This is a genomic window from Dyella caseinilytica (assembly GCF_016865235.1).
Lineage (GTDB): Bacteria > Pseudomonadota > Gammaproteobacteria > Xanthomonadales > Rhodanobacteraceae > Dyella_B > Dyella_B caseinilytica.
Genome location: NZ_CP064030.1, coordinates 2632678 through 2646814, shown reverse-complemented (window position 1 = coordinate 2646814; position 14137 = coordinate 2632678). Strand labels below are relative to the sequence as shown.

The window sequence follows — 14137 nt, the reverse complement described above, 5'->3', positions numbered from 1 at the left end:
CTGCACGGCTGGTTCAACCTAGAGTTGTACGTCGACCACTTGCTGCTCTGGTTGATACAGCGCGGGATACAGTTGCTTCAACCTCGCCACTTTCGGCGCATCGTTGATCACGATATAGGCGTCATCTGGATGATTGCGTGCGTAATCCTGATGATAGGACTCAGCCGGATAGAACGCCTTTAGCGGTTGTACCAGCGTCACGATGGACGAGTCGAAGACTTTGTCAGCGTCGAGCTGTGCAACGTAAGCTCGCGCAATCTTCTGCTGCTCCGCGTCGGCATAGAAAATCTCGGAGCGGTATTGCGTACCGGCATCCGGCCCTTGCCGATTGAGTTCAGTCGGGTCATGCGCGACCGCGAAATAGATTTTCAGCAGCTGACCGTAGCTGATCACTGCAGGGTCGAAAGCAATCTTTACCGACTCAGCATGGCCGGTGTTGCCCTCGCTGACATCGTCGTAATGGGCGGTGCTGGCGTCGCCGCCGCTGTAACCAGCCCAGACCTGCCGAACCCCCCGCACATGCTCGAACACGGACTGCATGCCCCAGAAGCAACCACCAGACAGCACAGCGGTTTCCGTGCTGTGCGACGTGGTCTTGGGTGCATCGAGGCTGGGGTCTGGAAGGTTGGCGTTGCCGGCCACGGCGGTACAGGCAGTCAGGCTGCCAAGGGCGAATGCATAGATCAATCGGAGCGGTTTCACAGAGCCTCCAAAGGCACGCTGATGCCTGGTATTCGCCCGTACTGACCCGGAGGTTACTCCCGATGGCGCTTAGCCCTGTACCCGGATCGCCACATCATCCAGTTGCACGGTTTGCCCTGCGTGGATCTTGCAGGTCTTGCGCAATTCCTGTTGGCCATCCACGTAAACCGCGCCGCTGGCGACAATCTGCTTGCCTTGGCCGCCGCTGTCACACAGGCCAGCCAGCTTCAGCAGCTGGTTGAGTTCGACGTAGTCGCCTTCGAGTTCAAAATCGATGTGCTGCATATTTATTAGCGATGAGTAGGCAAGGCGATGGGATGTTCGGGCAGGCTCAGGAATGCAAAGAACGGACGGTTCTGATCCATGGCAAAACTGGCCGATTCGTGCAGGATGCTGAGCAGTGTGTCGAAGTCCTTAAGCGCGGCCTGGCGTAGATCGTTAGCGTGATCCAGCAGCAACGCATGGCCCACGCCATGCAGCCAGCCGAGATCGCGCAGGCTGTCCAGCAGGGCATCCCAGTTGTGACCAAAACCGGATGGCAGCTTCAGTGCCGCGGCCAGGCGCTTGAGCAATTCGCTCTTGTCGTGGCAGCCGGCCAGATCGGCACGGCAAACGTACAGATGACCTTCCTTGGCCGCGGTAGCAAGCGCGTCGAGATCGGCAGCCTCGACAAAATACACGCCGCCATCATGCGCCTGAGTCAGATCGAGGGAGCCTTCTGCGCTCATGGGCGCACCTGGAAAGGCTGGAAGCTGTGGTAGTGATCGCCGGTGTAATACAAGACTGTCGGCGGCGTGCCGCCGGTGATGATGCGCCGTGTGCCGCGGTTGCGTGCGTCCGGCGTGTCGACGGTGTATTCGTGATAGAAACCGCGCGGCTCCTGCGGCAGCAAGCCCTCGTAATTACCGAACACCGCGCCGTCCTGGGAGTACGGGAACGGACCGTTGTGCATGATGCGCACCAGCGTATCGCAGGCCTCCGGCGGCATGAAGGAAGGCAGGTTCGCGCCCGCGGCGGGGCAATTGTCCTTGGGTAACGTGACATTCCCATTTGCAACCATGTCCGGCGGCTGGGCCGGGTGACGGTTCCAATAGATCAGCGCGCCGGCCAGGATGACCAGCAGCAACAGGGGAATGAGACGTGAACTCGACATCGCGGACTCCTTGCTTGCGATAGCGCAGTGTAGTGCGTTCCGCGGCAAGTATTTGCATGGTTGAGTTCGCGCAGGCATCACGCAGGCAAGCTTGTCGATAGGTGATGCGTTCCGCTACGGGCAGCCGCGTAGCCATCGACCTGCTCGCCGCCTGCTGCAGTGCGACGCGTTTTGCGTGACTTCCGGCGCTGGTTACCGAGCACAGCAGGCAAGCTAGACTGCGGCTTTGTTTTGCCAGGAATCCTCATGCCCCTTTCACCCTTGTCCTTGCGTTTGGCCGGATGCAGCGCGTTGCTGGTGTTTGCCTCGGCCGTGCCGGCGTGGTCCATGCCGGCCGCTCCCGAACAGGCCGCAACACCGGCCGCGCAACAAGCGGAGCAGGCCAGCTTGCCGCCCATGCTGCAGGACTTCGACGCGTACGTCGACGGCGTGCGCAAGACCTTCAACGTACCCGGCATCGCCGTGGCGATCGTGAAGGATGGCAAGGTGGTGTTCGAGAAGGGCTATGGCCTGCGCGAAACCGGCAAGCCGGACAAGGTGGATGCACATACGCTGTTCGCGATCGCCTCCAATACCAAGGCGTTCACTGCCGCAGCGCTGCAGATGCTGGCCGAGCAGGGCAAGCTGGATATGGATGGACGGGTTACGGATTATCTGCCGTGGTTCCAGATGTCCGATCCCTATGTGACGCACGAGATGCGCGTGCGTGATCTGCTGGCGCATCGCAGCGGCCTGAGCCTGGGTGCGGGCGACCTGCTGTACTGGCCGCCGACCAGCTATACCACCAGGGATGTGGTGGAGCGCCTGGCCAAGGTGCCGTTGACCAACGGCTTCCGCAGCCACTATGCCTACGACAACATTCTGTTCGCCGTCGCCACGCTGATCATCGAGAAGGTATCCGGCCAGTCGTATGCCCAATACCTTCGCGAGCACATTTTCAAGCCGGTCGGCATGGATGAGTCGCTGGTCGACATGACCTATCTGAAGCCGGGCATGGACTATGCGACGGGCCACGCGCTGTACGATTTCAAAGATCTGAAACCGGTGCCGCCGATGGCCTGGCTCAATGATCCGGGCGCGGGCGGCATCTATGCCAGCGTGCATGACCTGGCCAAATGGATGAATGTGCAACTGGCCGGTGGCGAGCTGCCGGGCAACGGCGCGGACGGCAAGTCGCGCCGGCTGTTCTCGCAGGATAGTCAGAACCAGATGTGGACGATGCTGACGCCCATTCCGGTCAGCAAACCCCCGGTTCCCGAACTGCAGCCACTGATGCCGAATTTTTCCGGCTACGGTGAGGGCTGGTTCCTCAGCGATTACCACGGCCAGAAGCTGGTATGGCATACCGGCGGCTGGCCTGGCATGGTCTCGCGCGTGACCCTGGTGCCGGGGCAGAAGCTTGGCGTCGTGGTGCTTACCAACCAGGAATCCGGTGCCGCGTTCAATGCGGTCACTTACCGCGTGCTTGATGCCTACCTCAATCCCGGTAGCAAAACGGATTGGGCCGCTATCTACGACAAGGCGGTGCAGCACGCGCACGGTGATTCAGACGATAGCTGGAAGAAGCACGAAGCTGCGCGCGATCCGAACAGCAAACCATCGCTGCCGCTGGCCAACTATGCGGGTACCTATCGCGATCCGTGGTACGGCGACATCATCATCAGCAACGAAGGTGGCAAGTTGCGCCTGCGTTTCAGCAAGACCAAGCAGCTGGTCGGGACGATGGAACCCTGGCAGCACGATACCTTTATCGTGCGCTGGGACGATCGAGCCTTGAACGCCGATGCTTTCGTCAACTTTGCGCTTGATGTGGATGGGCACGTGCGCGAAGTGCGTATGGAACCGATCTCGCCGCTGACCGATTTCAGTTTTGATTTCCAGGATCTGCGATTGGTGCCGCTGAAGGATGCGGAGGCAAAGGCGGAGTAAGTCTTGAGCTCGCGTGTTGCTACATTGGCCGTCGTCCCGGCGCAGGTCGGGACGACGGGTTGAGATAATTTGGCAAAGTGTTGTGCGAATCCATGGGGAAATATTCATGCGTCACCGTCAACTTGCTTTAACTGCGCTGCTTGGCCTCGGTGTGCTGGGTGGCGTCGGCGTTTGGGCACGACCGGATGTGCAAAGCGTTCCGACGCATCGTTTCTTCCACGTGCAACTTGGCGCGAATGAAGCACAGCCTTTGTCAGGCCGCTTGCTGTTGTTTGCGATGGATGCGGCAACCGCGAAGGCTGAGGCGAAGGGTGGTGCAGTGACGGAAGTCGACGCCAACCCGTTCCGTTCCAGCCAGACCGCGATCGCCGACGACGATGTGGACCGTATTGCACCGGGGCAGATGATCGATATCGATGCCGACCGGCAGGCGTTCCCCTCGGCATGGTCGAAACTGCCGCCAGGTGACTATGTCGTACAGGCTGTGCTGGACGTGCATCACAACTACAACTATCTGGGACGCAGCGCCGGTGATGTCCTTAGCAACGTTGTGACGGTGCATCTGCCGAGCAACGGCATACCCACGCTGACGCTCGATGAGACGGTGCCGAGCCACGATCCATGGCAATTGCCGGATTCCATGCCACAGGCATTGCGCCAGGGGGCGATTGCTGCACGCGATCATTCGCAACCGGTCGACTTCACCAGCCCGTCGCTCTCGGCATTTTGGGGGCGTCCGATCCACATGTTCGCGCGAGTGTTGCTGCCGCCGGGTTATGACGCGTCGGCAGACAAACGTTACCCCGTCGTGTATGAAACGCACGGATTTGGCGGCAACATCGATCGCTTCGCACGCATGATGGCGTATGTCGAAAACGGCATGGTCAGTGGGCAGATGCCGCCGATGATCTGGGTGTTCCTCGACGAATCCAGTGCTACCGGCACGCACGAGTTTGCCGATTCCGTGAACAACGGGCCCTGGGGACAAGCGCTCACCACCGAGCTGATTCCCTACCTGGAAGCGCATTACAAGATGGACGCGGATGTAAGTGGCCGCTTCCTCAATGGTCACTCTTCCGGTGGCTGGGCGACGCTGTGGCTGCAGACGCGCTATCCGAAGGTCTTCGGCGGCACGTGGTCGACCTCGCCCGATCCCAGCGACTTTCACGATTTCACCGGTCCGGATCTGTACGCGCCGCATGCCAATGTCTATCACAAGCCGGACGGCACACCGTGGCCCTTGGTGCGCGATCAAGGCAAGGTGTTGGGCACCTTCGAACAGTTCGCAAAGATGGAGCAGGTGATCGGCCCTTACGGCGGGCAGATGGCGTCGTTTGAATGGGTGTTCTCGCCGCGCGACAAGGATGGCCGGCCGGAGCAGATGTTCAATCGTGATACCGGCGACGTCGATCCGTCAGTGGTGGCCTATTGGCGCGACCATTACGACATTGCCCATCGGCTGCAGGACAACTGGCCAGCACTGAAGCCGGACCTGGATGGAAAGATCCACCTTTATGTGGGCACCGCCGACACCTTCTATCTGGATGGCGCGGCCCATCGCCTGAAGGCCGTACTGGATGGCCTGCAGGCGAACTCTGACATCCGCTTCATACCTGGCCGCACCCATTTCGATTTGTATAAGGAAGGTGATGATCCTTATGGCCTGCTCAAATCGATCAGCTGGGCCATGTACGCTGTAGCCCGGCCGGACGCCAAGCTGAAATCTCCTGTAAGCCAATCCGCCAAGCCGTGACGGAATTTTGCCCTGCGGCGTGTCAGCTAACCTGATTTTCAGGCATAGTTACCGCCGCAAACGCTGCTGGTGACTGGCGTTTGGGAGTGTCGTCTCATGCTGAGGCGGCAGCGGGAACCCCGTTCATCAAGGGCGGCGCGCTTCCTGTATCGGGGCATTTCAAGCTGGAGGGAATCACAATGAAATCATTTGGGTTGATCGCAGTATTGGCGGCCGCATTCATGGCTGCCCCGGGTGTCTATGCGCAGTCAGCCGCGCCGGCCGCCGGTAGCAGCACCACCGTAACCTGCAACGACGGCACCACGCAGACCGTCGCGACCACCAAGGGCGCCTGCCGCGGGCACAAGGGCATCAACAAGTCGGCGAGCGGCTCCACCGGTTCCAGCGCAACCAGCAATACGTCCGCTTCTTCCGCCGCCGCTGCGGCTCCCGCAGCCGCTGCTGCGAGCGGCAAGACTGCGGCCGCTTCGAAGTCCGCTCCGGCTGCCACGCCGGCAGCGGGTGGCGGTCCTGGCCAGGTGTGGGTCAATACCGCTTCCAAGACCAAGGCTTATCACTGCCAGGGTAGCAAGTGGTATGGCACCACCAAGCAAGGCAAGTACATGAGCACGTCGGATGCGCAAGCCGCCGGTTATCACGCTGCCAAAGGCGAGAAGTGTTCGTAATACGACGTAACAACGGGTAGATTTCGACAACGGGCCGGTGCATATCGGCCCGTTTTTTTATGGCGTATGCCACGGATCGTAACTGCCAACCGACCAGAGGTGGCCTTCTGGATCGCGGCAGCTGTAGCCGGCACCGCCGTAATCCTTCTCCGCATAATCGTCGATGATCACGGCGCCAGCCGCCTTGGCGCGCTCGTAATGCGCCTTGCAGTCGGTCGCGGTGATGTAAGCGCATTGCGTTTCACGCCCATGGACCTCATCAGGCTGCGCCATATGCTGGCCAAAACCATCCTGGCTGACATCGCTGAGCATGATCATGCCTGCACCGTAGATCAGCTGGGCATGCATGACTCGGCCCTTGTCATCTTCGTAGACGGCATGCTTTTCAAAGCCGAAGGCCTTGCACAGCCAGTCGATGGCGGCGTGGGCGTTGCGATAGCGCATGCCAGGGATGATGGTGCTGCCGTGTACAGGGTTGCTCATGGCAAGGCATCTCGTCGGGAAGGTGGGGATAGCCTAAGCCTGCGGCGTGATGGCGTCTTGTAGATTTTTTTGAACCATGTGAAGTGCAGCGCGCCTTGGGATACCGCCATTGCCACACCGTCGTTCCGGCCTTCGCGGGAATGGCTTAGAGCGTCAAATGGTTGAGATAAGGCCCGCGCAGTGCGGCGAATTCGGTGGGTGTGATACCCGCGAAACGGCGAAATTCATGACTGAGATGCGCCTGGTCGCAATAGCCACCGTCCAGAGCAATGCGTGCCCAATCCAGTTGCTGTGCCGGATAGGCCATGTCGACCACCGCACGGAAACGCATCAGGCGCGCGTATTGCTTGGCCGTCATACCGACATGACGGCGGAACAGCAGCCCGAAACGATGTGCCGAATAACCGCTGTCACGTTGCAGGCGTCCGATGGAAGGTACATCCGGCACGCGGGCCAGCGTGGCAACGGCATGCAGGATGGTTGCATCCCAGGAGGGTTGTTCTGACAGTCGCCGCAGCCATTGTTCCATCAGCGCCAGCCGCTCCGCTGGCGTCACCGCTTCCAGCAGGCGTTGCCGCAATTGGTGTGCGCGTGCACCGAACATGTCTTCAAGGTTGATATCGCGCTGGGCGAGATCTTCCGCACTCAGGCCGATCAGGGCATGCGCGCCACCAGGGCGGAAATTCACGCCGATTACGCGCACCTGTTCGGCGGTATCGATGATCCAGCTTTGCCGGTAAGGACCACCGATCACGCTCCCTGAGGCACGTCTGCATTGACGCGTATCGTGATCGCGATAGACGCGCGTCTCATCTTCCAGCAGGTTGATGATCAGGCCGGTGCACGGGTCCGGCAGAATACGCTCGTAGCGAAATTCGCTTGCCGGCATGTCCCAGTCCCAGATGGCCTCGATGATGGAGGCCAGTGGCGGACCAGGAACGATGCGCAGCAGGGCCATGATGATTATCCGGGTGCGGCGGGACTGTCTTCGCCCAGCGGGCCCAAGTTGCGCACGATCATGCTCTGCGGCGTGGACAACGGCAGCTGTGCCTTTTCCAGCCTGGACAGCATCTCGAACAGCAGATCGCTCTTCACTGCCGACGCATCACGCGGACTGTGCACGTAAGCCACGCCGCTGAAAGTCATGGCGCTGCTGGTGACATCATCCAGTCGCACGTAAGGTGCTGGCGTTTCGAGCGTGACCTCGCTCCCCGTCAGCACCTCCATCATGATCTCGCGCATCTTCGCAGCATCGGTGCCAAGCGGCATCGGCAGGGTGATCTTGACGCGGCCAAGCGCGTTGCCGTGCGTAACATTGCGCACGTTCTGGGTGATGAACTGCGAGTTCGGCACGATCATGGTGGAGCGGTCCCACAGCTGGATTTCCGTGGCACGCACATTGATGCGTTTCACGTCACCTTCCACGCCGGACATGCTGACCCAGTCACCCACCTTCACCGGTTGCTCGGCCAGCAGGATCAGGCCGGAAATGAAGTTCGACACGATCGCTTGCAGGCCGAAGCCGATACCCACCGACAGGGCGCTGGCGATCCAAGTGAGGCTTTCCAGGCTGACGTCGGCGGTCTTCAGTGATAGCGCGAACACGATCACCACCGCCACGTAGTTGAGTAGCGTAATGATCGACATCTGCATGCCGAGGTCGAACCTGGTCTTGGGCAGTAACTGTTCGGCCAGCCAGCGCTTGATGATGCGCACCACCAACATGCCTGCCACGAACACGATCAGCGCATTGAAGATCGCGCCGGGCTTGATCGTCAGCTGGCCGACCTTGAGTCCGACGAATACATTACCGATGTGCGAGAACAGATCATTCGGACCGCCGCCGAACGGCATCAGCAAGGTGCCCACCGCCACCAGCAGCAATAGCACGCGGCAGATCGCCGACAAGATGGTCGAGGACTGTTCCAGCGCATTGGGCGAAATATTGAATGCCGATTGCAGCTTCTGGCCGCTGCGTCCCTTGGGCGTGAGCAGTGTCTCGAACAGATCGTGCTGCAGATGGATGAGCATGTAGAGCGAGGCAACGATCATGCCGACCCACAGCATCTGCCAGGAGATGAAGAAGGCAAATGCAATGTACCCGCTGAGTACGGCCAGCCACGCCACCGCGACCGCCAAGGTAGCTACACCCGCGAGTGCACCGACCCATAGCGAATGCTTGACCTGCTTTTCGTGATCGTGATGGCGCTTGATCCGTTTGATGCGCACCAATGCCGTGCCGATCAGTCCGCTGATCAGCAGCGCCAGGAAAGCATGCGTGCAGACAGTGGCAGGCAGGCTGCTGCCAGCTGCGCTGTTGACGTGCTCAAGCACGCCAAGCAGCAGAAACGCGCCGCCCAGCAACCATGGAAACCAGCGCAGCGCACGCGCCGTGCCGTCCATCAGTACGGGCAGGCGCCAGGAAGGATGATGGTAGGAGAGCAGCGCGCGCCCAAGTCCGGCGATAAACGCCGAGAAAAATGCCGAGCGCACGATCGATTGCGCCAGCGTCTCCAGATCCTCGTCCAGCGTGTCATTCCAATTGAGGCCCTGATGAATCAGCCAAAAGGCCAATCCGATCGATAGCGTGACGGTTAGCGTGAAGATCACCGCCAAGGCACTGCGTCGGAAATGCCCTTCCGGCATGAAGCGGATGACCACCGCCAGCGCCGCCCGTTCCACCAGCCAGCGGCCGGGCACGATCAACAGCACCGCGCCGAGCAGGCAGAGCAGGAAAGGTGTGCGGTTACCGGGCTGCCATGCGTCGTTGACACCGTCGGCCAGCAAGCCGCCGATGCGCTTGAGGTGGTCGGTGTCGTCGGGGAACGAATTGGCAATATCTGACCAGAAGTGGAGGCTGAGCGGCGAATTGGCACGCATGGCCAGTTGCATCTGGAATTGCTCGTTGCGCGTCTCGGCAATTTCCGTGGTCAGCTTGATGGCATCCTGGCTCAGCAGTTGCGCTTGCTTGATCTCGCTGTCCAACTTGCTCTTGTCGCGCTCCAGTTGGCGACGCTGCTGGCTGACCGCGGCGGTTTCCGGCGGGGCACCGGCCGCCGGGGGAGGGCCGAGCACGGTCAGCCGCGACTGCACGCTGTCCATCTGGGGCGTCAGCGTCTCCAGCCACTGATTGGCCTGTTGCTGCACAGTGCCGGCCTGACTGCGCAGATCATTCAACGGCGTACCGGTGGCAGTCTTGCTGCTCAGCGTGGTCTTGATGGTGTCGAGCTGCTTGTTGAGTCCGATCAGCGCCTGGGCTGGGTCTTGCGTGGAACTTGCACTGGCCGGTGCGCTGCTCGACTGCAGTGAGCTCTGCGCGTATGCGGAGGATGCCCCAAGGCCGAGTGCGCCCAGTGCAAGCGACGTGATGAAAAGCTGACGAATAAGAATGCGCATGTCCTGCATGATCCGAATGACATGCCAGACGGTCAATTGTTATTGCGGATATGAGCCATTCCGAGGCAGTCGGCGTTCAGGGTTGAGGGTCGTGCGCAGAAGGCGTGATGAGCCGTAGGCATTGGCATAGCCTGTATAGTGTGGCGGCTCGATCCTCCATCCCCGATGGCCCGCAGCCGGGCAGGACGCCATGATCTTTCGCTGGTTCGAATCCCTGATCGACGCCTTCAAGGAGCCCGTCGACAGCATGCCGCCGAAGTCCGTGTGGCGGTTCTACGTGTTCTATTTGCGTCAGGTATGGCCGGTATTTGCCGCGGCCATCGTGGTGGGCTTGGGCGTGGCCCTGGTCGAGGTGTCGCTGTTCGGCTTTATCGGCCGCATTGTCGACATGGCCAAAGGCGAGCCCGGAAAGTCCTTTTTCCAGGTTCACGGCCGTGAGTTGCTGTGGATGGGTTTTGTTGCCCTGGTGCTGCGCCCGCTCTTTATCGGCGTGCACGATCTGCTGGTGAACCAGGCGGTGGTGCCCAACCTGACTAATCGCATCCGCTGGCAAAACCATCGTTATGTGATCCGCCAGAGCCTGGGCTTCTTTCAGAACGACTATGCCGGACGCATCGCCAACCGCATCATGCAAACCGGCGCATCGCTGCGCGAATCGGCGGTGCAGATCGTGGATGCGATCTGGTATGTGGCGATCTATACCGGCAGCGCGATCGTGATGTTCGCGCAGGCCGACTTCTGGCTGGCTATGCCGTTGGTGGTGTGGCTGTTCCTTTATGTCGGCACGCTGTACATCTTCATTCCACGCACGCGCGAGCGTTCCTGGTTGGCCTCCGAGGCGCGCTCCAAACTGATGGGCCGTATCGTGGACGGCTACAGCAACGTGCTCACGCTCAAGCTGTTCGCACATACCCAGCGCGAAGAAGCCTATGTCGCCGAAGCGATGGAGGAGCAGACGCAGAAACTGCGCCGCATGACGCGGCTCACCACCGCGATGGATGCCACCATCACCACGCTCAACGGTTTCCTGATCGTCGGCACCTCCGCGCTGGCCGTCTGGTTGTGGAGCGAGGGCAGGATTACCGTGGGCGCCATTGCACTGTGCACGGGGCTGGTGATTCGCATCAACAACATGTCCGGCTGGATCATGTGGGTGGTCAACGGCATTTTCGAAAACGTCGGTACCGTGCAGGACGGCATTACCACCATCTCTCAGCCGCGCACCGTGCAGGACAGGGAAGGGGCGATGCCGCTGGAAGTGGTGGCTGGCGAAGTGCGCTTCGAAGACATCCACTTCCATTACGGTAAGCAGGGCGGTGTGATTGCCGGGTTGAATCTGGCTGTGCGACCGGGTGAAAAGATCGGCCTGGTCGGTCCCTCCGGTGCCGGCAAATCGACATTAGTGAACGTGATGCTGCGCCTGTACGACTTGGAAGACGGCCACATCCGCATCGACGGCACCGATATTTCGCAGGTTACGCAGGAAAGCCTGCGCTCGCAGATCGGCGTGGTAACGCAAGACACCTCACTGTTGCACCGCTCGGTACGCGACAACCTGCTTTATGGCCGTCCCGATGCCAACGAAGTGCAGCTATGGGAAGCGGTACGCAAGGCGCGCGCCGACGAATTCATTCCCAACCTGGTCGACGGCGAAGGACGTCTCGGCCTTGATGCGCATGTCGGCGAGCGCGGCGTGAAACTCTCCGGCGGTCAGCGTCAGCGCATCGCTATCGCGCGCGTGCTGTTGAAAGACGCACCGATCCTTGTGCTTGATGAAGCTACTTCCGCGCTCGATTCAGAAGTGGAAGCTGCGATCCAGGAAAGTCTGGAATTGCTGATGGAAGGGAAGACGGTGATTGCCATTGCGCACCGTTTATCTACCATCGCCCGCATGGACCGTCTGGTGGTGATGGACAAGGGATTGGTGGTGGAAACCGGCACGCATGCGCAATTGATTACGCATGGCGGCTTGTACGCCAGGCTGTGGCAACGGCAGACGGGTGGCTTTGTGGCAGCTGACGATGCGCTTGTGTAATCCGTCTGTTGGCGGATGACGCGGCAATGCGCACAAGGCCTATAAAAAAATGCGAGAGCGGGAACGCTCTCGCATCGGCGGGTTATCCCGCCAAAGTCAGATCAATGCTTTGACGTCAGGGCGCAGCAGTCGTCTTTTGTCCCAGATGGCGGGACGCTTCGCGGGCTTCCTTGAGGCGCTTGGCATGGGCAGCGAGCAAATCGCCGCGCGTAATGATGCCGATCATGCGATGAGGCATGTGCTTGTTGACCACGATGAGCCGGCCAACCTGCGACTCCACCATGTGATCGGCTGCTTCGCGCAGGGTGTGATCTTCGCGCACGACCAACGGCGCTCGCGTGATCAGCGATTGCACGGCGGTGTTGTCCGATCGCGAGTCGTCATAGAGCTGTCGGCGTGTGATTACGCCCAGCACATTTCCGTCGTTGCCGATCACCGGAAAGCCCTGATGCTTGGTCTTGGACCCGGCCGATGCGAGCCAAGCGCGAACCTCGCCAATCGTCTGGTCCGCCTGCAGGCTCACGATCTCCCGGCTGCAGGCATCGCGCACATAGATCTGGTCGAGATAATCGGCTGAGTAATCAGAAGGAACGCGCACGCCTCGGCGCACGATCTTCTCGGTCATGATGGTGTTGCGCATCAGCAGGCCGGAGACCAGATAAGCCGCGGCACAGGCGCCGAGCAGTGGCAGCAGACCATGTGGCTGCTGCGTGGTTTCAAAAGCGAACACCACCGAGGTGAGAAATGCGCGGGATGCGCCTGCAAAGATGGCCGCCATGCACACCAGCGCAGCCATATGCGGATCGATCTGCAGCCACGGAACGGCTTGGCTCAGCACTAACCCAAACACGCCGCCCATCGCGCCACCGATGGTGAACAGCGGTGCCAGCGTACCGCCGGATGTGCCGCTACCCAGCGCGATCGACCACGACACCAGTTTCAGCAGGCACAGCGCAAGCATAGTGCCGAGCGTGAATTGTCCGGTCAGCACGGCGGCGATATTGGTGTAGCCCACGCCCAGCGTCAGAGGCATGAAGTAGCCAACGATACCTACCACCAGACCACCTAGCGCCGGCCACCACATCCAATGGATCGGCAGTTTTTCGAAGCCGTCTTCAATGGCGTAGGTCAGCTTGGTGATACCTACGCTGATCACGCCGACAAGCATGCCCAGCACGATGTAAGCCACAAGTGCGGGCAGGGTTGGTGTGGGGATGTTCGGCATCGGGAACATCGGCTGGTTACCTTCCAGCAGGTAGCGGATGCCCGTGCCGACAGTTGCCGCCAACGCCACCGGGATCAGCGAACGTGCGCGGCGTTCGAACAGAAGCAGTTCAATCGCCAATAGCACAGCGGAAATCGGCGCCGAAAACACGGCCGCCATACCTGCGGCAGCGCCACTGGCAAGCAGCGTTTTGCGTTCGTCCGCAGTCACATGCATGAGCTGGGCGATCAGCGAGCCGAGCGCACCGCCGGTGGCGATGATCGGGCCTTCCGCGCCGAACGGGCCACCCGTACCGATGGCTACCGCCGACGACACGGGTTTGAGCCAGGTGATGCGGGGAGGGATGCGGCTTTCATTGAGCAGCACCTGCTCCATGGCCTCCGGAATGCCATGGCCACGGATGGCGCGGGATCCCCAGCGTGCCATGACACCAACGATCAGGCCGCCGATCACCGGCACGATGATCATCCATTTGCCCAGGTGGCTGCCGGCCGGGCTCACAAAGTCCGTGCTCCAACGGCCATAGAAGGCCAGATTCGTAAACAGGCCGATCAGCGCGGTCAGCAGCTTCGCCACGCCCGCCACGGCAGCCCCCAGAAGCATCGCCACAAAGCTGATCCACAACACGCGGCCATCCAGCGGCCGGAATTGCCGGGGCATGTGGGCGGCGGCAAGGGTGGGGTCTAGCGAGGGGGCGAGCGGGAGCGACGCGCGTGTGTGTTGCTCGGCGTTTTCGTTATGCACTGCAGGGATTCCCTTAAGGTGGCGCAAGGTTACCGGGATGGCGGGTCCGTAG

12 protein-coding genes are annotated in these 14137 nt (G+C 60.7%); 4 read left to right on the top strand and 8 right to left on the bottom strand.

Features of this window, described 5'->3' with window-relative positions; translation table 11 throughout:
* Nucleotides 1–18: 18 nt before the first annotated feature.
* The 4 genes from msrA to ISN74_RS11360 form a co-directional block, all read right to left on the bottom strand.
* Nucleotides 19–702, bottom strand: coding sequence for a peptide-methionine (S)-S-oxide reductase MsrA (gene msrA / locus ISN74_RS11375; RefSeq protein ID WP_188801270.1), 684 nt, complete (start codon nucleotides 700–702; stop codon nucleotides 19–21).
* Between the two features lie 69 nt (nucleotides 703–771).
* On the bottom strand, nucleotides 772–987 hold the full coding sequence (locus tag ISN74_RS11370) for an RNA-binding S4 domain-containing protein (protein ID WP_188801272.1): 216 nt from the start codon (nucleotides 985–987) through the stop codon (nucleotides 772–774).
* Between the two features lie 5 nt (nucleotides 988–992).
* A complete protein-coding gene (locus tag ISN74_RS11365) occupies nucleotides 993–1430 on the bottom strand; it encodes a barstar family protein (protein WP_188801274.1) in 438 nt (145 codons plus the stop codon).
* Nucleotides 1427–1855 (bottom strand): guanyl-specific ribonuclease, encoded by a 429-nt coding sequence (locus ISN74_RS11360; RefSeq protein ID WP_188801276.1) that lies wholly within the window; start codon nucleotides 1853–1855, stop codon nucleotides 1427–1429. The genes ISN74_RS11365 and ISN74_RS11360 overlap by 4 nt, the downstream gene beginning before the upstream one ends.
* 246 nt (nucleotides 1856–2101) lie before the next feature.
* On the opposite strand from ISN74_RS11360, the gene ISN74_RS11355 reads away from it, so the two are divergent.
* The 3 genes from ISN74_RS11355 (at nucleotide 2102) to ISN74_RS11345 (ending at nucleotide 6202) form a co-directional block, all read left to right on the top strand.
* Nucleotides 2102–3784, top strand: coding sequence for a serine hydrolase (locus tag ISN74_RS11355; RefSeq protein ID WP_188801278.1), 1683 nt, complete (start codon nucleotides 2102–2104; stop codon nucleotides 3782–3784).
* A 106-nt stretch (nucleotides 3785–3890) separates the two neighbouring features.
* Nucleotides 3891–5537, top strand: coding sequence for an alpha/beta hydrolase (locus tag ISN74_RS11350; protein WP_188801280.1), 1647 nt, complete (start codon nucleotides 3891–3893; stop codon nucleotides 5535–5537).
* 179 nt (nucleotides 5538–5716) lie between these two features.
* On the top strand, nucleotides 5717–6202 hold the full coding sequence (locus ISN74_RS11345; protein ID WP_188801282.1) for a hypothetical protein: 486 nt from the start codon (nucleotides 5717–5719) through the stop codon (nucleotides 6200–6202).
* A gap of 57 nt (nucleotides 6203–6259) precedes the next feature.
* Here ISN74_RS11345 and ISN74_RS11340 read toward each other — a convergent pair whose 3' ends face one another.
* The 3 genes from ISN74_RS11340 to ISN74_RS11330 form a co-directional block, all read right to left on the bottom strand.
* Nucleotides 6260–6685: a VOC family protein gene (locus tag ISN74_RS11340; protein ID WP_188801284.1), complete on the bottom strand. Its 426-nt coding sequence runs from the start codon at nucleotides 6683–6685 to the stop codon at nucleotides 6260–6262.
* A 145-nt stretch (nucleotides 6686–6830) separates the two neighbouring features.
* Nucleotides 6831–7643 (bottom strand): helix-turn-helix domain-containing protein, encoded by an 813-nt coding sequence (locus tag ISN74_RS11335; RefSeq protein WP_188801286.1) that lies wholly within the window; start codon nucleotides 7641–7643, stop codon nucleotides 6831–6833.
* A 5-nt stretch (nucleotides 7644–7648) separates the two neighbouring features.
* Nucleotides 7649–10081, bottom strand: a complete 2433-nt coding sequence (locus ISN74_RS11330; protein WP_188801289.1) for a DUF3772 domain-containing protein — start codon at nucleotides 10079–10081, stop codon at nucleotides 7649–7651.
* Nucleotides 10082–10274: 193 nt separating this feature from the next.
* Between ISN74_RS11330 and ISN74_RS11325 the strand changes: the two genes are divergently transcribed.
* Nucleotides 10275–12116: an ABC transporter ATP-binding protein gene (locus tag ISN74_RS11325; protein ID WP_188801382.1), complete on the top strand. Its 1842-nt coding sequence runs from the start codon at nucleotides 10275–10277 to the stop codon at nucleotides 12114–12116.
* A gap of 115 nt (nucleotides 12117–12231) precedes the next feature.
* On the opposite strand, the gene ISN74_RS11320 is transcribed toward ISN74_RS11325, so the two are convergent.
* The gene (locus tag ISN74_RS11320) at nucleotides 12232–14001 is read right to left on the bottom strand and encodes a chloride channel protein (RefSeq protein WP_188801384.1); all 1770 of its coding nucleotides are present in this window, start codon (nucleotides 13999–14001) and stop codon (nucleotides 12232–12234) included.
* Between the last annotated feature and the right edge of the window lie 136 nt (nucleotides 14002–14137).